The organism is Bradyrhizobium sp. WSM1417, assembly GCF_000515415.1.
In the GTDB taxonomy this organism is placed as follows: domain Bacteria; phylum Pseudomonadota; class Alphaproteobacteria; order Rhizobiales; family Xanthobacteraceae; genus Bradyrhizobium.
The window spans coordinates 2,307,203-2,326,180 of record NZ_KI911783.1 but is presented as its reverse complement, the minus strand read 5'-3'; the positions used below and the strand labels follow the sequence as shown (position 1 = coordinate 2,326,180).

Below are 18,978 nucleotides of genomic sequence, written 5' to 3'. Positions count from 1 at the left end.
CGCTCAACTCGAGAGCTCAGCCGGCAACCTGATATTGCCGCACCGGATGGCGGACCATCGCATCGATATCGATGCCGTCAAGGATCCAGTGCAATTGCTCCGTCGTCAGCGTGACGATCGCCTCCTGGCGGCGCGGCCATCGGAACCTGTCCTCGGTCAGCCGCTTCAGGACCAGTACAAAGCCGGACCGATCGAAGAACAGAAGCTTCATCCGGTCGCAACGGCGATTGCAGAACGCAAAAACCGCCGGAGTGAATGGATCGAGCGCCATCGTCTCCTGGACCAGGACCGCAAGGCTGTTGATGCCAGCCCGGAAGTCGATCGGCTCACGGTGCAGATAGACCTGCAGGTCACCGCCCAGTCTAAACATCGCCCAGCGCTCCGATAATCGCCGTTAATGCATCCACATCGCCGCATTCCAGCGCGAGCTTCACGCCGTTCGGCAGCGACACGCTCACTTTGGCCGGAGAACAAAAAGCTGGAGTCCCTTTGGGTTTCGAACCACGCACTTCATCGCAAGCCGGCAAATCAACCGTCGCCACGCTGTCTTTTCGCGACAGGTCCCGCTCGGCCTTCCCCTCAAGCTGAACCGGGATGAACGCCGGGCGTGAGGACGGCGGCAGCGACCTGGTCGCGCTGTGCTTCTTGATCCACTTCCGAAGGAGGTTCGCGTTGACCCCATGTTCGAGTGCAAGCCTCGATACCGAAACCCCAGGCTCGAGGCAGGCCGTGACAAGACGCTCTTTCGATGCCGCCTCGTAACGCCGGCGACCGTTCCGGCCGACAAGCCTGACCCGCAGTTTCTGATCATCGTCGCTCATCACAAGGTGTCCACCTATTTTGGTGGACACCTCATGCATCAGGGCACTCAAAAGCAAAAGGTGCGGAGAAATTAGCGCTTACAATCGAACAGCTTCTGGCCGTCATATTTCGGAATCCCAACAAAACGCTACGCCCGATCACCGAGTACGAGCGTCCGCTCGCCAGTGTCGGTCGGGATGGACACGCACAACCGGATGTTCGGTTTCATAGATCGTTGGCACCTAGACGCTCGAGCGCCGGATCCGCGCCTGGCGGGCGATCCGCGGCGAGGAGCAGGAGGTCATCTTCCGCCAGACCCATGACGTGGGCCAGGTCGGCCTCTCCGACTTCACCGATATGGGCGAGCTTGGGGTCACCATCGCGGGCGTACCGCTCGATCATCGCCTCTATCACTTCCGGTCGGCCAATTGCGGGTTTGAACACGCCCATGTCGTGCTCGGTGGCGAGAGCTTCGTCGCATTGGAAGGGCTGCAGAATGCCCTGTGGTCGCTCGGTGGGGCACCGCGGGAGCATCGGACCGACAGCCTGTCGGCCGCCTTCTGCAATCTCGACCGCAATGCAACACGGGTCAGGCCGTGCCGGTGGAGAGGTAGAACGTCGCGGAACCGCTTCTCACGTCCAGAACTTCTGGCAGAGATTCGGTCGAGACGTTGCGCCGGGGCACCACACACCGGCAACCAGCGTCCCGCCGTGGTGACGGTCTTAGCCGGCCTGGCAGCGTCTTCGTACGCTGCTGGGACTAAGTGGATAGGCGATCTGGAGCTATCCATGCCCGACCGCGGCTGTGAGCCCGAGCCTAGGCGAGAACATTCACATCGGCATAAAAAGATCGGTCGTGTTGAGTGCGCCGGCCGTGCATCATCGGCGACCGCACCCGCCAAACAGGAACGGTGTCGGCTAGGAGCCTGTCTAACCAATCGGAATTTCTGGACGAGGAACGAGCGTGGTGAGTCAAACGGCGGATGAGCAAGACATTTTACCGCCCGTCATCCGAGATTCGGTGCCTTCGGGGCACGTGTCCCACTTTGTTCGCGGCAGGTTCGCGCCGGGTTGGACCTGTGGCGGATCATAGATGTCACGATGAGGAGCGCGGCTTTCCGCCCTATCATATGGCCTCATGGTGGCGCTGCTGGGCGAACTCGCCGGAATACCCTTCCGCGGTTGCTTCAGGCATTGCGCGCGCTTGGGTCCTGCGGATGAAGCGCTTGCAAACGATCAGCGACGGTACATCAGCCGCAATGCACAAATCCATTCGGGCCATCACGGCGGGGCGGCGGATCTGCCGACCTCCGCCATTCCAGATCGGGCGTCGCTCCGCTCTATATCTCGATGCGAGCACGACCAAGCGACACAGAGCTCATACGCCGCTGCCGCGCTTGTCATGAGTGCAACACCATCTACTTCGCGGCTGTAGGCGAAAGCGCTGACACAAGAATGTCCCCGATCCGCTCCAGACGACTGTTTATTCTAGTAGCTGCACAAGCAGTGCGAGCAATGCTTTACTTCAGTTGGACTAGTGGAGCGATGGAGCTGCCTGCACAATTTTACGTATTCGGCTCAGCCGTTGACCGCACTGTCTCACCAAATCACAATGGAGAATGACATGCAATGGCCGACAGTTCACTCCGACCGTAGCCGTCCTGTCACAGACGTTCGGAACAACGCCTACGTAATTGGACAGAGCAAGCCGTCCTTCGATGCGTCATACTTAGCTGATTTCATGACGGCCAGCGAAGATTGCAGCACCGCAAGAACCATTGCTTCGGTGAACGGTCCGCATAAAAGTTGTCCGCAAGTGCTGGATTTTGTGGGATGCTCCTACTTGGGGTTGGACAATCATCCGGTAGTTATCGCTGAAGCGATCGAAGCGCAGCAATCGCTGCATTTATCGTCTGCTCGAGCGCGCCTCACTCTCAATCTTCTGCGACAACTTGAAGAAGATCTCTCCGAACTGTTCTCCGCGCGCGTACTCGTTTTCTCGAGTGGCATGCTCGCCAATCTTGGGGCGATGCCTATTCTTGCTTCGGGTCGGTTAACGGGCGGAACAAAGCCCGTGCTTGTCTTTGATAGCTCTGCACATATTTCGCTCAGCTATCACAAGCCCGTTGTCGCTGATGTGACGAGGGTGGAAACGATCCCACACAACGATATTTGCGCGCTTGAACGGTTGTGCCGCGAGAATGCGGTGGTCGCCTACGTGTGCAACGACCTCTGCTCGATGGCAGGCTCTTCGCCACTTGAGAGACTACGTCAGCTCCAGGAACGTTACGGGCTCTTTCTCTATATCGACGATGCTCACAGCATATCAATCGTCGGACATCATGGCGAAGGATTTGCTCGCTCTCGCTTTTCACGAGTCCTCGGTGAGAGAACCATCATAGCAGGCTCACTGGCCAAGGGCTTCGGCGCGTCGGGCGGGCTGTTGATGCTCGGAACAACGCGACAAGAGGCGCTGTTTCGGCAGCACTGCGTTCCGTATGCGCTTTCGACGCCACTGAATCTGGCCGCAGTTGGCGCAGCGCTCGGATCCTGCAAGATTCACCGCTCGGCAGAGCTTGGCGAACGACAGAGGCGGGTAGCGGAAAGAATCAAGCTTTTTGACCATCGTATCGCAACCGCCGAGCACGGCAGCTTACTTCCGATCAGAATGATCTTCGCCGGATCGGAAACCAATGGGATTGCAATTGCAAGAACTCTTCTGAATCGCGGGTTTCATACGCAAGCCACATTCCCTACAAAGACCGCACCAGGAACAGCGAGCATCCGGGTACGCATTACAGCAGAGCACGAGCTTGGGAATATAGAGCAACTATGCGATTGTATCTTGGATACCGTCGCCGCGACGACGGGAAAACCTTACCCCTTGAGGTGACATGACGTCCAGCGCTGGGCACTCAATCTAGGTGCTGGACCGCTCTCGGTCGATGCGGCACTTGGAGGATGGAAGCGAGCCAAACGTTACGGAGCGGAACCATCTATGTCCCAGGTGGAGTCACCTGCATCGACAGGCGATCGAGCCGGCTCTGCGCCGTGCGGATCGAATCGACGGCGCCCGCGCGTATCGAGCTGTCGACGACAATTATTGTGCCTTAGCAAGACCTGGCTGATCCGGATGGCGGTTCCGTTCTCGAGAAGATGCGTCGCGAAGCTGTGGCGCAGCGTGTGGATCGTGAAGCGCAGGTCAGGCTGCAGGCTTCACGGCAACCGGCAGGCCGCGTGCAACACGATCCGATCGATCGGATGATTGTCGTCTAGTTCAGGAACAGATAAAGCCGCGACCGGGCGAGACGCCAGCCAGCTGAAGCAAACAAGCCTGTTCCTTTTATGGCGCGCTCCGCTGGGTATTCGAGCGTCACAACATCAATCGTAAAAAGATGCCCTGGGCGCTGAAGTGCTCGACGTGTACTGACCCTGCCCACTCGGGCGGTGCACAAACGAGGCTCTGGCGCGCCTTACGCAATGGCAATGAAAAGCGTCCATCACGAGCTGCGCCATTCAGCATATCATGGCCCGCTGAAGTGAGAACAGTTCCATCATCGCAGCCACATAGACCTGGAGCTTTAGTCCATCTGGGTCCTCTGACCAGATTTCTCAGGGCGATATCGGACGAGGCGTCGAGCACGCCCATTGCGCAAGACCAATATTTGCGTCGTGTTCCGGAGGGGCAGCTCCGAGTGTAGGCGTGCAAGCTCCAGCAAGCGCTCGCAAGTCGCCTCCCCAAATTCGCCGCGTCCGCGCGGCGAGCTGGCGTGAAGCAGCTTCTGCTCGCCCGTGGCCACCCGTCTCTCGTCTGACCTCCCACTGGAATTTGGAACAGATGGACAGCACCCGTCTACACGACAGGTCACCGTGAGTGCCTGAAGGCGAGCTTGGCGTACAGCTCACGGACTTTGTGCTGGTACATCTCAATCTAACTGCCACTGCTTGAGATGATAGGATGCTGCTGATGCAATCAAGACGTATCAATATGTAGATATGTCGGTGTTGAGAGACGTTAGAGTTCAATCAATCGGACGGCATCTGCAGTGTGGGAGACAGAAGCGGGTTTGAGTCGCCTGCCGCGAGCTGCAGAGCGTTGTCGCGCAGCCGCTGCTCCCAGCTCGCGACCGTTTCGCCTGCGCCGTGACGCTGTGATCGTAGTCCCTGCAGCAACGCAACGAGGCAGTCGTCGCGGGCCTGCTCAGTAAACTGGCTAGTCTTCGCCTGCGCGTCCGCCTGTCCGGCGAGTTTGTTCAGGAAGGCGTCGGTCAGCTCGGGCACTCGGTGAGCTTTGACAGTGGCCACTTCGGGTATGGTCCAAGTCGCTCCATGGCTTCGCGCATGCCTGTCCCGCCACAGGCCATGCGGTAGGTCAGAAGAGGACCCATGATCGGTCGGCGGAGCCCAAAGGAATAGCAGACCGCATCATCGACCTCCTGCACGGTAGCCAGATCGTCGTGCACCAGCCATAGCGCGTCGCGCCACAGCGCCTCCTGCAGCCGGTTCGCAATGAAGCCGTCGACCTCATTGCGTACCACAAGCGGATGCATTCCGACTACTCGATAGATCTCAGCCGCTCGCACTAGAGCCTCGGGTGCCGTATGCCGTCCGGCACATAGCTCAACAAGCGGCAGCAGATATACGGGGTTGAACGGATGCGCCACCAAGAGGCGCTCGGGATGACCGCGCCGTCCTGGAGCAACAAGGGCCGAATTGAGGATGTCGAGGAGCAGATCAGGATCTCAGATGCAGCCGCCCTGCTGGCGGTCGCAAGCAGTTCGCGCTTTAGATCGAGCCGCTCGGGTGCCGATTCTTGCACAAGGTCAACGCCGTGCACAGCGTCCGCCACCGAGTGCACAACTATGAGCGCTCCCTCCGCCGGTAGGGTGACTTGCGTCAGCTGGCGATATGCCCGCCGCGCGCCACACAACGTCTTCTGCACTCGCTGGACCGCAATAGCCGACGGGCCATACAGTCGCACATCCACCCCATTCAGGAGGAATCGCGCGGCCCAGCCGCCACCGATCACTCCACCCCAAGTAGTCCGACAGTGCGCGGTAGCTTCACAGACATGGTTCTGGACCTCTCACGCACGAACTGAAAGCGCGAGCTTCGTTCGCACCTCGTCTGGGCTCATCACTCGGACATCGATTCGCTCGAGTATCTCGACAGCTCTCTGCACAAGATCAGCGTTCGTCGCCAAACGCCCGCGGGAAAGGTACACATTATCCTCCAGCCCTACACGCACGTTCGCGCCCACCAATGGTGCCAGCGCCACGTACGGAAGCTGCATCCGCCCGATGGAGAACGCTGAGAAGATGGCGCGAGCTGGCAGCCGATGCACGAGCGCCATCAGCGTAGTCAGATCGTCGGGCGCGCCGTAGCGAATCCCCATGCACAACTGGATTAGCGGCGGTTCGTCGATAAGCCCCTGCCCGATCAGATCGTTCACCATGACCAGCTGGCCAGCATCAAAGACCTCGAGCTCGGGGCGAACACCAAGCTCTTTCAAGCGCGTAGCCATCGCGCGCAGCGTCGCCGCGCTGTTGACAAAGACGTAATTGCTATCGGTGCCCCAGTTCATTGTTCCGCAGTCCAGCGTACAAATTTCGGGATGCAGCTCCTCGACGTGCACGAGTCGCTCGAGCGCGCCCGCCATATCCGTTCCCGCAGGATTCGGGGGAAGGGGAGCATTTGGCCCACCAAGCACGAGGTCGCCGCCCATCCCTGAAGTTAGATTGATAAGCGGATTAACCTCGGAGTTACGGATGCGCTCGACGACTTCACGATACAGTGCTATATCGCGCGACCCCCGCTTGGTTTCCGGATCGCGCACGTGAATGTGCACCATAGCTGCCCCAGCGCGCGCCGCCTTGATAGCAGAACTGGCTATCTCCTCAGGAGTTATTGGCACCAGCGGACTACGTATGGTGCCTGCACTACCTGTAACGGCACACGTAATGAATACCTCAGAAATCATCCTACTACTTTCCTTTCTACCGAAAGCTCGATCGGTCCGAAGCCGGACCAGGTCGGCAATAGCTTTGGTCTCATCATGTTCACTCATTTTGATGCCGGGAGCGCGACCCCGCATGGCTACAATTCATCGAGCCGCTCTCGCAGGACTCCTGCGACACCCTTTCTGCGAACGCATTCGCTTCAGTGTTTTCATCGTAGCAATCGGCGTGCCGCTCTCGGAATTGCTTGCGCAACTTGTCTGAAGAGAGAGAGGACACGTTTCTGGCGGCTTGCTCTTAGACTCACCAAGCGACTTGTCAGACTTCCGACTTCGCCGGAGTCAACCGGACACGGTCGGCACTGCACATAGGCTCATGTGAGACGGTCGCCACCTTATTGGCCGAGCTTCAACTGTTGACGATGACGCACTAGATACCCGAGCTCACAGCCGATGCTCGCGAATATTAATCCATCATCCCTTACCCGATTGTGATTCAATCTTCTGCGTCCGGCTGACCGAGCATGCCGGCTCCTTCATGCGCGCGTTCACGAAAATGCAGCAAAGTGTAGACGATTGGGAGTTACAGCTCTGGCCGCGCGCCAACCTCAATGAATGCGGGCGCTGCAGCGGTCATCCACAAGTCGACTGCGCCGGGCGCCTCCTCACGACCGCCAGATCTACGAATACGCGACCTGGTCTTCTGCTATTCTGTCTTACCCTGGCCAGCATGCTGGTGGCCTCAATGATGGCGGAAACAACAATCAGATATTCGAAATCTCGGAGATCCCTCAATATAGCCATCGAACACCCTTGATGCTGCATCTTTCGCGGAAACACGATGTTCGAATGCCTAAAAGCCTCCGGAATATCCTGCCAGGGGGGCCCGTGCGCACGATCCTCAGCACACCTTCGAGGAACATCGGTTCTCGAGGCCTCACGCCGGGCCATCATCAGAGGTGACATCCGCTGCCACGCCGCGTCGCTAGATACCAACCGATCCATCACAGCTAGGCATAGCCTCTCCAAAACAGCCTTTGATTAGATTGCGGCCGAAAGGCACTCGTGGGAGTCCACGCCACCTACCGCTTGGTCGAGGTCTTACTCTTAGATCTCGCTAATCGGAGGCTGTCGGCGAGCTCCCAACACTGAGGTCCGCGCCAAGCGGCATTCGATATCCGCGAAATGGACGAGCAACACAACTTGGCGGAGCAGCGCATGCACTCGGGTCAGACAGCCACAGCGTACACGTCAAGCGCCGCTTCTATTACATCGCGCAAGCCAAAAAGGATTCCAACAGAGCGGCGCGCGGAGTGTCACCACTAGTCGTGTGCTGGGTGGAGGGGCAAAACTCCGTCTTCTACACGGTCTGCCATTGCAGTGCGGTTCGATCTCACTCTTCGGGCAAGTCGTCCAACCAGCAAGCAGCGTCGACGTGCTGCCGAGAAAAGATCCTTCCTATATTTTCGGAAGTCTTGTTTTGGTGGTACCGCATATATAGGCGACCATCTGCTCCCAAGTCGAGAATCTCGATCTTTCCCGTGTAGTGAGACATGATGTATTTGAATGTCTTTTGAATTCCACTGAGACGTTGATTGACGCTGCGCGCAATTTCAAGCCCACGACGGAGAGGAACTTGAAAATGCGATGCACCTTTTACAGGCCTAGCCTGAAAGAGGTAATATGGGCGGACACCCATTTGGTGACATTTTGCGAAGGTCGCCGCCAGGATCTCGGCATCGTCATTGACTTTCGCGAGAAGTACGGACTGGTTGAAGAACTGCACGCCCAGTGCGCGCAAAGAGCGAACCCGCCACTCGGCATCAACCGAGATTTCACCGATGTGATCAAAATGTGTAACTATTGCTGCGGTCTTACCGGATTCATGTATCCTTCGGAACAAATCCGCTAGAGCGCGATCTTCGAACCGCTTGGGCGCAAAAGCGAACATTTTCGTGCCGAATCGAATTGTCTCCAAGTGCGGGATCGGCAGCAGATGATCGAGTATTCTGTCGAGCTTGGCACTGCTGAGCACGAATGGGTCGCCTCCCGATAACAGCACGTTGGTCATCTCAGGGTGAGTGCCGATGTACTGCGCAATCAGGGAGAAATTAGGTGCGATTTCGTCGGAATTTTTGCCTACAATGCGTTTGCGGAAACAAAAACGACAATATGACGCGCAACGGTCCGTTACCAGCAACAGCCCGGTCTGCGCGTACTTGTGCTGTAGTCCAGGGGTGACCGTATTGTCGTGCTCGCCGCTCGTGTCCAAACTGCCAGGGCTCTCAAACTCCTTTGCTGAAGGTTCCACAATATGCTTAAGTTGCTCGTAGTAACGACTATTGGTGATCCGTTCGCGATAGAACTTTGTGACCTGATAGCGCGTGATGCTGCTGGCTTGCAACTCATGTTTACCAAGGGCGCGCGTCCCCTCCATGAATTTCATGATCGTAGTGTGGCAAGGTGCCTCCAATTTTACGGGCAATGATCCAGGTCGGCGAATGGAAGCTGCCGGCGAGTTCACCCGCGCGTTCAGATTGGTCTTGGTTGAATTCTGGTCCTTGTCGTCAGTCATGATTGCCTCCTGCGCTGTGCGTCGATTGGTTCCCGGATACATGGATCGTGCGGATCGGCTTCGCTCACATTCCACTCATTCCAAAGATCTTGACATCTCTGCGAGGACCAAACCGTCGCGTAAAATAGCCGACCGCGACACTCGGTCGTTGACCTCATTAACGTTGAGCGCAAGATCATGTTACGCGAAGCGGACGCAAGGGTTCACGCATTCGAGTTTCAGCCCCTAGCTGCGCTGGCTCGATAACATTGTTTTCACATGCAAACGCTACCTGGAAGATAGGGCCGTGAGCCAAGGTGCGCGACGAACTGACGAGCTTCAGCGCCTGTTCGAAAGGTAGATCTTGGTGCGCGTTCGCCTCCACCACGGCGGCCTGCCCGCTCTCCACTAAAATCTCCAGCGTTGGATCGCTCGACAAATCGATGCGCAGCGCCAAAGGATTCATAAATAGGTCGATCAGCCTTATTTCGGAGTACGCCCGGTTCGCACCCGGCGTGCCGATCACCAGCTCATCGCGACCCGACAGCCTCGCTAGTACCAACACCGAGGCTGACAGCAGCATCACGAACAAGCTCGTGCCAAGATTTCGGCTCAGCGCTTTGATTTGGTTTGTAAGACCCGGGTGCAGCGCAAGCTCGACGTCGCGGCCGTAGTTGACCGGCCGGGATGAACGCGGCCGATCCGTGGGCAGCTCCAGCACTGCTGGTGCGCCCGCCAGTATCCGGTGCCAGTAGTCCGACTGACGCTGCAACGCCTGGCCCGAGAGCCAACGGTGCTGCCAAAGCGCATAGTCCGCATACTGCACCGGCAACACCTTGAATCGACCCGCGCAGTTTTCCCTAATCGCATTATAAAACTCGCTGAGATTCCGCGTGAGGATATTCCTTGACAAAGTGTCCGAGACCATGTGGTGCATAGTAATGACGAGCGCATGGTCGTCCATCGCCAAGCGCACAAGCCGCGCGCGGATCAGCGGACCAAGTTCCAGATCAAATGGCACCTCCACCTCGCGGCGCACGAGCTCGGAGAGCGCCGCCTCCAGGTCTGCCGCCCCCGTCAGATGATCCCGTCTCACGAGGAGTCCGGTACGCGCCCGACTGACCTTCTGAAATGGCTCGCCGTCCTGCGCGGCGAAGGTTGTGCGCAGCACCTCGTGGCGTGCCACCAATCCATCGAGAGCCGACTGCAGTACAGCCTCATCCAGTTGGCCGCGAAGCCGAAGCATCGTCTGCACGTGACAATCTTCGCTACCGCCCTTCAGACGCGAGACAAACCAAAATTGCTGCTGACGCAGCGACAACGGCACGCTCGCAGGACGCGGTACTGCCGAAATTCGCGGAAGCGCAGCTGACTGTGTACCGGCGGCCGCGTCGATTTGGGTCACCCCGAACACTTTCATGTTAACCTCTGGCCGTTGAGATTGACACTGGTAACGGACTTTCAGCGGGTCTCAGCAATCGGCGTGCCAACAAAGACTTGGACTGACCTGCGTTAGAGCCAACAAATGCAGCGCCGCGTCGGAGCACTCTTGTGCCCTAGTTGTCGGATTCGGAACTTAGATGTGTTGAACTGGACACCGCCCGTTCGGCCGTCTGCTGGCTTTGGTGTCGGCACGCGCTTGCGCCGCTGTATCCAACGGTGATGGTTCTCCAACAATTCGCGCCGCGCGATTCGCTCCGCAAAGCAGCTTTGCGACCAAGGACGTGAGTGTTTTCGATCTGCTGAAGCCAGCTTTCCACGACTGATAGACGATTCACAATCAGCGCGCCCTTGCGAGACTACGCCGAAAATCGACCAGATTGCTTTCAGCGCGGTCGATAACGAACCATTTGAGCGGCTACTTTGAGACCGAAAGAGGCCGCGGAAGGTGGTTTGGAGAGCAGCGATCGTCCTGCTGGCGAGCGATGGACTTGACGGCGGAGGCCGCGGCGCTTGGCAATAGCCTGCTGACGATCCGGCGCAGACGCCAGCGCTTTTGTGGTGAAGGCGTAGACTGACTGCTGAAGGACGTGACCAGAACGTGCTGCCGTCAAGCTGCTGTCCCTAAAACGATCAAGCAGGTGGTATCGAATCAGGCCGGAAGAGCTGGCCGGTGAACGCGATCTTTTCAGACAGGTGAAGAAGGCGTTTCTGAGCGCGCAATGGACGCAGGGCTCACCCCCGAATCTAGAAGGGCTGCCCGTGAGTCGGGGAACAGCCACGACCGCACGAGCACCAAAGCATTGTTGACACACGAGGGCGAGATCCGAATCGGCGTGCCGCGCGGCCGGTGCCGGCACCTCCGAACCGATGATCGTTCAAGGGCCAGACCCGCTTCAACACGCTCGACGAAAACATCATCAGTGTTGCATGAGCTGGACATGAACGGCGGGAGATCCGGGCTTCTGGCCGGCTGAGCTCTAGGTCGTGTGGACAGTTACCTTAGACAGAGCAGGACTGCAGCGATAGTTACGACGGCGAAGAATTTCGGGCTGTCTTTTCGTAGCGGGTCGCGACACGCCTGAACCGCTTGAGTTTCGAGAAGCAGCATTCGATCAGGTGACGCTCGGCATAGAGTGGTTTGTTGAGCGGGTATTTGATTGGCCGCGAAGGGTTGTTGGGAATGACAGCTTGGGCGCCCTTTGCGGCAATGGAAGACCGCAGCGCATCGGAATCGTAGGCTGCATCGCCCATCGCGATCTCGGCTGGAAGTCCCTCGATGAGTGGCTGGGCCTGAGGCGCATCACCGGCTTGCCCAACCATTAGGAACAAACGGACTGAGCAACCCAAGCCGGGGACGGCCATATGGTTTTTGTGGTCAGGCTGCCGCGCGAACGTCCGATGGCCTGATTTTGAGCCCCCCTTTTGCGCCGCTGGCGTGCTGGTGGGCGCGAACGATGGTGGAGTCAACGATCAAGTGCTCAAAGTCTGGAGCCCCCTTTGGCGCTCCACCGGCTGAAGCGCCGAAACGCGCTGTTCCACTGGCCGAACGCTCACCTTTGAATCACGTTCTATCCGATTTGAGAATCCCAAGAGTCCACACGGCCTAGGGCACGACGAATCCCACCTATCTGATCGGCAAACTCAGCCACGCGATCTTCGATGACGCCCGCGAATGCAAAGCAGACATCTGGAATCGAGTTATCCGTTGGTCTTCTTCGACGCGCTCAGGGCTACAATCCGGGAGACGGGATCAAGAACGAGGCGGTCCTCGTCATGTTGGGTATTACCGCGTCGTGCGATAAACATGTGCTCCGGCTGTGAATCGAGTCGATCGGAGGCGCCACATTCTGGCCCAAGGTTATGAGTGATCTGAGCAAGGCGGTCATATCCTAATCGCCGCGGTCAACGGCTTGAAGCGCTTCCCGACTCGACAATAGACAAAACGATGGTTCAGGCCTGCCGTGCATTTGACCCGCACGGCCTGTGTCCTGAAAGCATCGGAAGTGGATCCAGCCCGTGATCAAAGGCGATCTACGAGGTCCGGAATGGCGAGCTCGCTCTGCTCAGGCTCGAGGTTTCAAAGCCGAGTGGGGCCGGCGCTGTTCGGCCAATTGCGGCTGCCAGCCGTTAAGGTGCCGTGGCAGCAATTTGCCGAGTAGTCCGATAAGGAGGCTCGCCCGCGGCCGGTTTCCTCGCCACCCTTGCCGAGCACGAGATCACCGAACGCGGCCGCCGCCGCGTCCAGCGATGCTCGCCGTCGCATCAATGGCTTCATCGCAGAGGTCTACAACCGCGCATCAGAACACCCATCTGTCTATGTTGTTGAAGAGAAGAGACTTTGCTGATTGGGATGCGATCCCGTGGGGTATCTTGGGGTCGTTCGGCGATAGATTGAGCAGCAGTTGTTATCAGCGAGGCGCGGGCGAAGATCCACGGGCCATCCGATAGCGGATGGAAGGCTTCGATCTCGCCGGCTTCAGCGGCCAGGCGGAGCGTCTTGGGCGCGATCTTCCGGAGCTTTGCGGCGTTGCTAAGGTTGAGCCAGGGTTCGATCCCGTCATCGGCGGGCTTGAACACCGGGATGTTGTAGCTCGAGCGCATTGATGTGACGCGCTCGCGGGTCCAGCGATTGCCGTTGCCCGTCTTGAGGCCGTTGCGGTTGAGAAGGCCGGCAATCAGATCGTCGCTGGCGATCAGCACCAGTTGACGCACGGCTTGGATAATATCGGCAGAAGTGCCGTTGCGCTGTCCGCGCCGGCGCTTGGGCAAGCGCAACTCGCTGTGGGCGCCACCCACCCAGTGGACGATGAGAACGATCTCGGACGCCGCGTCGTCGATATCGGCCACGACCTCTTGGACGAGAGCGCGTACAATGCGCTTCTTGAGGCGAGCATCCGTCGTCGGCGCATCCCAGACCGTTTTGAGGTTCGGGGCCAGAACGCCGAGCGAGGCTGGATCAGCAATGGGTGCGGGCGTCGCCGCATCATGCATGGCGATCTTGTCCTCGACCTCCGCCGCGTGAGCGAGCGCCCTGTTCCAGCGCGCTTCAAGCTCACTCGCCACCAGCCGGTTCGCGGGGTCAGCGGCGTGGTATTGCCGGAAAGCCCGGTCGGCGGCATAGCGCGCGGCTTCCAGATCGCGACTAAGAGCATCGCGCACCTGATCCCGTCGTTCTCCAGCTTCCTTGGCGGCAGCGGTTGCAGCGGCGATAGCGCCTGGACCGACGACGCCAAGGCCAGTGCTTCCTCGATTGCATCTTCGACGCGCAATCCGCCGAAGGCGATGCAGTGAGGGCCGCCATTGTCCATCCAGGCGCGGCTGCAGCTGTAGCGCGGGACATGGTGCTGATTCAGCCAGGAAAGGTCGCCGATGAACTCCCAGGTTGCTCCGACACCATTGCATCACGAAAAGCCAGCACGCGAGCATATTTTTGCCGTCGCCTGATGACATTCTTTGCCCTTCCTCGGTTGAACCCACATATGGATGAATGCGAGGATGTTTAAATGTGGTCGCCGCCGTCGCAGGATGATGCCCTTCCGGGCGTTTGAACCGGAAGTCTACGACGCGGGCGTTGGTCGGATAGAGTTGACGTAGCGACCGAGCCAATTTGCCCGATATATTCAGCCACTGCCGGACAGGTGGTCCGCAGAGGCGATGACCGCGTCATCAGCATATCGAACCAATTGGCACCGCCCCTTGAGCCGCGGTCGAGCCACCTGCTCGAACTATTCATCCAGAACATGGTGCAGATAGATGTTTGCAAGCAGGGCGTTCCACCGGTCCTGCGGCGTAGGATGTCCTTTTCGAGCCCCCGCCTCCAGCCATTTATGTCATCCTCACGCATGACGAGGTCCGGTGACTGGCGATCGACGAATCGGCCCAAGTGCGCGTGATGGTGTTGAAGTATTTCTAGATATCGACGTCCACACCCAGCGCAGCCGTTGCTCCATGAACCTATCGCATGGCGAGTAGGGCATCATGGGCCGATCGTCCGCGTCGGAAGCCATACGAGCTCTACAAGAGGTCCGTCTCGTGAATCGGCACCAGCAACAGGGCTAGGCTGCCGTTCATCGCCGGCTGCCCTGTCGTTAGGGTCGTTAGGAAGAAGCTATAGCGCGACAATCTGGATGGGAAGCGCGCGACAATCAGGATGGCGAGTCGGTGTCGCGGCGAGGTGATGATTGCCGCGATGATTGTCGCGCGCAAGAGTTTTGTTCGCTCTGATTGTCGCGGAGCGTCAATCAGCGAGAGTTTTTTGGTCTCGCGTGCGAGGGTGGTCGCCCTGGACCACGCTTCCGTTCGAGCGCGCTGCGCCTGCGATAGCTTTCGCGGATCCGGCGCTCGAGCGTGCGGCGGATTCCAGCCCCCAGCTCAGGATGGCGTCGACGCATCTCCTCGAAGATAGCCACGGGCCGCACGCCGGGAGCCGCCTTCAGCATCGGCACGACCTCCAGGCCGAAGACGTTGGCCAAGGGATCCGGCCGGCGCCTTTGCCGCGGTAACCTCTTTTGCGACGGAAGACGCAGATCCTTCTCGAGCCGATAGGCGGTCGACGAACTGAACGACGCCTTCGCGGCCGCCTCTGGCGGCGAATTGGTTTGACGGAACTTCATGTAGAGCCTCATCTGGTGATCGGTGACATGGCAGCCTGGCAACGGGTGATTCCTCTTTGGCGAGAAGAACCATCCATCACCGGCCAGCCGCGATCACCAGACGGCGCGGTCCGCTCGGATCGCGCCGTCGCCGGGCTCGTAACTCCGGTCGGGCTACGCCCTCCCTGCGTCACGAGCCCGGCGAAGCTCTCTCATCCTGATTGACGCTGCACTTCCATCCTGATTGCCGCGCCGCAAAGAAGCGGACGGAGCAGGCCAAGGCGCAGACAACGAAATGGATTTGGTCATCAGGCACCTCTCATTACGTATCGCTCAGAACGAGCTGATCCATGAAACCCCTATGGCCTCCTCAAAACAACCATCCATCATCTATCTGATTTGAGAATGGCAACAGTCAATACGGCTTAAGCGACGTTCGTGGGCGACTGTTTGGTGGGCTTGATAAGTGTTAAGCTGCTGTATCGGCCATCGACGCCAATAGGCAAGTCGCCATCGATGGTGGCGCGGTGAACGACGCGATGCTGGTCGCCGTAATCAGTAACTGCATAATGTTGGGTAGCGCGATTGTCCCACATTGCGAGATCGCCCTCCTGCCACTTCCAGCGCACGGTGTTTTCGGGCGCTGTGATATGAGCCTGAAACAAATCGAACAGCCTCTGGGCGTCATATTTCGGAATGCCGACAAAACGCTGCACCCGATCGCCGAGCACCAGTGTCCGCTCGCCAGTCTCAGGGTGGACCCGCACGACGGGATGCTCCGTTTCGTAGACCGTTCTGTTGTAGACCTCGTCAAAATGCTTCTTATCGGGCTCGCTGGCGCGGGGCATTACAGCAGGATCGATGACGTTGCTGTGAACAGCCCTGAGCTCGTCTGCAAGCCGTTGCAGCGGCTGCGGTAGGTCGAGATAAGCAGCCACCGTGTTTGACCACACTGTATCGCCGCCGAATTCTGGGACCACAACCGCTCTCAGCACCGTAATCTTGGGATAGGCATCCACGAACGTATGATCAGCGTGCCAAAAGTCTGCGCGCATACCGGAGCTAGCCGAATTAACGTCAAGAATAGACGACGTTCCCTTCGCGGCACCCAGGACCGGATGCGGCGTAAGCTTTCCGAAGCGACGAGCAAAGCTCTCCTGCTCGCGGTCATCGAGATGGAGCTGGTTGCGGAAGAAGATTACTTTGTGTTCGAGCATTAAGCTGTTGATCGCATCGATCGTTTCGTCCGGCAAATCGCCCGACAGCTTGATGTTCCTGACTTCAGCGCCGACGCGCGCTACGCATTTGACGACGTCCGCACGGGGAATGACATTGCTTGTGAAGGCCGTTTTAGTCATTGTGGTGATTTCCTTTCGAAGGCTTAGTTTATAGGCCAGACAAAGCTATTCAGGCGCAACGATCGGATTACGCCCCGCAAATCAAGCGAGAGCATCGCTCGTCCTGTGCGTCTGCTTATGCTCTACACCCACTGCTGCGGGATCTAAACAGCAACAACCGTGCCAACGCGGTCGGGGTGCACAATCACGATCTTCGATCAGAAGCGTCCAGTACCTTCTTAAGATTGCTGCTCTCATGACGACCCCCTGTCCTCTTGATGACGTCGACAACTGAAACCCGACAAAGCGCCAGATGTGGCACGGCTCGCACCCTCTCGCGTGCTTAAATGCTCCCAGCACCGCACGCATCATATTCTCTGAGTATTTCGTCAATTTGCTGGGACACCGTCGCCCCCTTCAGCGCATGATAGTCTCTAGGTGAGCTCAGCAGGTATTATCGGGCAGCATCTTGCTGAACGATGGTGGGAGCTGTTACGCATTCTCACCTCCTATGGCTGACCTATCTACGCGTCAGCTCCACTCCCGCTGTGAAGTGCGGGTTGGCGATGCGAAGTCTCACGATAGGACATCAATCCCGAGTGCAGGAGTTTGACTCTGATTTACGCCTCGGAGTACCGCGCCCGCTTGATCGCTGCTGAGGTCAACGAGTTCGATCTGGATTGGGGCAATCAATCGCGCACGATCCAAGCCTCGTTCCTTCCGATGAGGTTTTTGTCTTCGACCGACCGCGACGATGGGACACGTTCTGATAGCAGCCGCCGCCTTGCTCGGCCGAGCCACCTCTTGCGCGATAAAAATGCCGCAACCTGACTTTCAAGATGTTATATTGTTAAAATGGGTTGGTGTCCTATACCGAGCTGGTGCCGCCTGTGGCCTGCCACTGAGTATTTCCTCCAGAAGGAGTTAGAGTCCGGCCCGAAGAAGGGCGGACAGATGAAGTGAGCAACACGGAATAGTAGATTATCGCGGAAGGAGCATGAGGCTGGGGCGAAGACGGCTGACCTGGCTCGCAAGCAAGGGATCTCCGAAGCGACGATCTACATTAGGGCGATCTACATTGGAAGGCCAAATTCGGCGGCATGGAGGTCTCTGAGGCCAAGCGGTTAAAGGCGCGGGAAGAGGAGAGCGCGAAGCTGAAGAAGCTTCTGGCGAAGCAGATGCTCGACGCGGCCGCCCTTTGCGAGCTGCTTTCAAAAAGTGGTAGGGCCCGCTGCCAAGCGCTCTGCGGTCGCGCATCTACAGGCCGTCACGAGCCTGTCGGAACGGCGGGCCTGCTCGATCATGGGCGCGAATCGGAAGTTGATCCGTTATCGCTCCAGCCGCCCTGCATCCACGGCTCTGCAAGGACCGGCGGCCGTTCGGCTACCGCCGGTTGTTCGTCCTGCAGCGGCGGGAGGGTGAGCCATCGGGGATCAACCGGATCTACCGGCTTTATCGCGCGGAAGGGCTCGCCGGAAAGCCGTGGGGACCCGTGCCCGATCCTAATCGAGGCGAGGTCCCAACGCGCGCTGGTCGCTGGACTTCGTCCATGATCAGTTCGCCAACGGCCGGCGCCTCCGCATTCTCAACATCGTCGACGACGTCAATAAGGAATGTCTGGGCGCCATTCCGCAGACCTCGATTTCAGGACGGCGCGTCGCCCGCGAACTGACGGCAATCGTCGAGCGACGTGCCAAGCCAGGAATGATCGTGATGGCACCGAGTTCACCTGAAACGCCGTGCTCGCCTGGAGCAAGGACACGGTCATCGTTTGGCACTTTATCGCGCCGTGAAAGCCGATGCAGAACGGCTTTTTCGAGAGTTTTAACGGCCGGATGCGCGATGAACTCCTCACCGGGACCCTGTTCTTCGATCTGGATGACGCCGCGCCAAAATCGCCAACTGGGTCGCCAACTACAACATCCGGCGGCCTCACTCGCCGCTGAAATACCTGACTCCGCGGCCTATGCCGCCCAGCTCTCACCGCAACGGACGATCGGCTGCGCAATCCCGACCAACTCCGCGGATCGCCCGTGCTCCACCTGCGCCACTTGGCGCACAAAGCTCCGAGACTCTGACCGCTACTGGATGATCAGTGGCAGGTCAGGTCCACCGGACCGAGGATAAGCCGACTGAGGCAAAATGCCGGACAATGGTGCCGGGAGGAGAAGCAACCCGCAGTGGACGCTGTGTGCCGCTGCGATCAGCGGAAGCGTTACCAGCAAGCAATCAAAGCCACAATGTATTGTGAGCCCGATGTCGAAGTAACTACCCGGACTTGTAGGGAAGTTGCGC

General features: G+C 58.5%; 14 protein-coding genes and 5 pseudogenes. 5 read left to right on the top strand and 14 right to left on the bottom strand.

Features of this window, described 5'->3' with window-relative positions; all coding sequences use genetic code 11:
• Positions 1-16: 16 nt before the first annotated feature.
• Together tnpB and BRA1417_RS0111090 are read right to left on the bottom strand one after the other, a co-directional pair.
• Positions 17-370, bottom strand: coding sequence for an IS66 family insertion sequence element accessory protein TnpB (tnpB, locus tag BRA1417_RS0111095; protein ID WP_027515864.1), 354 nt, complete (start codon positions 368-370; stop codon positions 17-19).
• Positions 363-821 carry a transposase gene (locus BRA1417_RS0111090; protein ID WP_027515863.1) on the bottom strand — a complete coding sequence of 153 codons (459 nt, stop codon included), beginning with the start codon at positions 819-821 and terminating at the stop codon, positions 363-365. Before BRA1417_RS0111090 ends, tnpB begins: the two co-directional genes overlap by 8 nt.
• A 226-nt stretch (positions 822-1,047) precedes the next feature.
• On the opposite strand from BRA1417_RS0111090, the pseudogene BRA1417_RS43820 reads away from it, so the two are divergent.
• A pseudogene (locus BRA1417_RS43820) lies at positions 1,048-1,383 on the top strand (IS21 family transposase); the annotation flags it as partial.
• 1,042 nt (positions 1,384-2,425) lie between these two features.
• Positions 2,426-3,694: an aminotransferase class I/II-fold pyridoxal phosphate-dependent enzyme gene (locus BRA1417_RS0111075; protein WP_027515861.1), complete on the top strand. Its 1,269-nt coding sequence runs from the start codon at positions 2,426-2,428 to the stop codon at positions 3,692-3,694.
• Between the two features lie 86 nt (positions 3,695-3,780).
• On the opposite strand, the gene BRA1417_RS42500 is transcribed toward BRA1417_RS0111075, so the two are convergent.
• From BRA1417_RS42500 to BRA1417_RS40020, 10 genes and pseudogenes are all read right to left on the bottom strand, one after another.
• A complete protein-coding gene (locus tag BRA1417_RS42500; RefSeq protein ID WP_245286350.1) occupies positions 3,781-3,981 on the bottom strand; it encodes a hypothetical protein in 201 nt (66 codons plus the stop codon).
• A gap of 846 nt (positions 3,982-4,827) precedes the next feature.
• A complete protein-coding gene (locus BRA1417_RS45475) occupies positions 4,828-5,082 on the bottom strand; it encodes a hypothetical protein (RefSeq protein ID WP_027515860.1) in 255 nt (84 codons plus the stop codon).
• Positions 5,070-5,351, bottom strand: a complete 282-nt coding sequence (locus tag BRA1417_RS45470; RefSeq protein WP_027515859.1) for a 3-hydroxyacyl-CoA dehydrogenase family protein — start codon at positions 5,349-5,351, stop codon at positions 5,070-5,072. Before BRA1417_RS45470 ends, BRA1417_RS45475 begins: the two co-directional genes overlap by 13 nt.
• Before the next feature lie 36 nt (positions 5,352-5,387).
• A pseudogene (locus BRA1417_RS45980) lies at positions 5,388-5,465 on the bottom strand (3-hydroxyacyl-CoA dehydrogenase NAD-binding domain-containing protein); the annotation flags it as partial.
• 92 nt (positions 5,466-5,557) lie between these two features.
• Positions 5,558-5,782 (bottom strand): annotated as a pseudogene (locus tag BRA1417_RS45975) (3-hydroxyacyl-CoA dehydrogenase); the annotation flags it as partial.
• A gap of 105 nt (positions 5,783-5,887) precedes the next feature.
• Positions 5,888-6,781 carry a 3-keto-5-aminohexanoate cleavage protein gene (locus BRA1417_RS0111055; RefSeq protein WP_027515857.1) on the bottom strand — a complete coding sequence of 298 codons (894 nt, stop codon included), beginning with the start codon at positions 6,779-6,781 and terminating at the stop codon, positions 5,888-5,890.
• 1,369 nt (positions 6,782-8,150) lie between these two features.
• Positions 8,151-9,203 (bottom strand): KamA family radical SAM protein, encoded by a 1,053-nt coding sequence (locus BRA1417_RS0111050; protein WP_027515856.1) that lies wholly within the window; start codon positions 9,201-9,203, stop codon positions 8,151-8,153.
• A 304-nt stretch (positions 9,204-9,507) separates the two neighbouring features.
• Entirely contained in the window at positions 9,508-10,731 is a 1,224-nt protein-coding gene (locus BRA1417_RS0111045) for a condensation domain-containing protein (protein ID WP_027515855.1), read from the bottom strand.
• Between the two features lie 1,049 nt (positions 10,732-11,780).
• Positions 11,781-12,221, bottom strand: coding sequence for a transposase (locus BRA1417_RS40025; protein WP_245286189.1), 441 nt, complete (start codon positions 12,219-12,221; stop codon positions 11,781-11,783).
• A gap of 804 nt (positions 12,222-13,025) precedes the next feature.
• The gene (locus BRA1417_RS40020) at positions 13,026-13,817 is read right to left on the bottom strand and encodes a hypothetical protein (RefSeq protein ID WP_245286188.1); all 792 of its coding nucleotides are present in this window, start codon (positions 13,815-13,817) and stop codon (positions 13,026-13,028) included.
• A 24-nt stretch (positions 13,818-13,841) separates the two neighbouring features.
• Between BRA1417_RS40020 and BRA1417_RS45460 the strand changes: the two genes are divergently transcribed.
• On the top strand, positions 13,842-14,045 hold the full coding sequence (locus tag BRA1417_RS45460; RefSeq protein WP_245286187.1) for a hypothetical protein: 204 nt from the start codon (positions 13,842-13,844) through the stop codon (positions 14,043-14,045).
• A gap of 1,037 nt (positions 14,046-15,082) precedes the next feature.
• Here BRA1417_RS45460 and BRA1417_RS0111020 read toward each other — a convergent pair.
• Together BRA1417_RS0111020 and BRA1417_RS0111015 are read right to left on the bottom strand one after the other, a co-directional pair.
• A pseudogene (locus tag BRA1417_RS0111020) lies at positions 15,083-15,444 on the bottom strand (IS21 family transposase); the annotation flags it as partial.
• 327 nt (positions 15,445-15,771) lie between these two features.
• Positions 15,772-16,704 (bottom strand): TauD/TfdA family dioxygenase, encoded by a 933-nt coding sequence (locus BRA1417_RS0111015; protein ID WP_027515852.1) that lies wholly within the window; start codon positions 16,702-16,704, stop codon positions 15,772-15,774.
• Between the two features lie 588 nt (positions 16,705-17,292).
• On the opposite strand from BRA1417_RS0111015, the gene BRA1417_RS0111010 reads away from it, so the two are divergent.
• Complete coding sequence (locus tag BRA1417_RS0111010; protein ID WP_027515851.1) at positions 17,293-17,514, top strand: hypothetical protein; 222 nt, start codon at positions 17,293-17,295, stop codon at positions 17,512-17,514.
• Between the two features lie 159 nt (positions 17,515-17,673).
• Positions 17,674-18,775 (top strand): annotated as a pseudogene (locus BRA1417_RS42490) (IS3 family transposase); the annotation flags it as partial.
• Positions 18,776-18,978 lie beyond the last annotated feature (203 nt).

Excerpts from the sequence above, each read along its gene's own strand:
- BRA1417_RS0111015 (WP_027515852.1), bottom strand. The coding sequence starts at position 16,704 with ATGACTAAAACGGCCTTCACAAGCAATGTCATTCCCCGTGCGGACGTC.
- BRA1417_RS0111045 (WP_027515855.1), bottom strand. The coding sequence starts at position 10,731 with ATGAAAGTGTTCGGGGTGACCCAAATCGACGCGGCCGCCGGTACACAG.
- BRA1417_RS0111050 (WP_027515856.1), bottom strand. The coding sequence starts at position 9,203 with ATGAAATTCATGGAGGGGACGCGCGCCCTTGGTAAACATGAGTTGCAA.
- BRA1417_RS0111055 (WP_027515857.1), bottom strand. The coding sequence starts at position 6,781 with ATGATTTCTGAGGTATTCATTACGTGTGCCGTTACAGGTAGTGCAGGC.
- BRA1417_RS0111090 (WP_027515863.1), bottom strand. The coding sequence starts at position 821 with ATGAGCGACGATGATCAGAAACTGCGGGTCAGGCTTGTCGGCCGGAAC.
- tnpB (WP_027515864.1), bottom strand. The coding sequence starts at position 370 with ATGTTTAGACTGGGCGGTGACCTGCAGGTCTATCTGCACCGTGAGCCG.
- BRA1417_RS0111075 (WP_027515861.1), top strand. The coding sequence starts at position 2,426 with ATGCAATGGCCGACAGTTCACTCCGACCGTAGCCGTCCTGTCACAGAC.
- BRA1417_RS45470 (WP_027515859.1), bottom strand. The coding sequence starts at position 5,351 with ATGCATCCGCTTGTGGTACGCAATGAGGTCGACGGCTTCATTGCGAAC.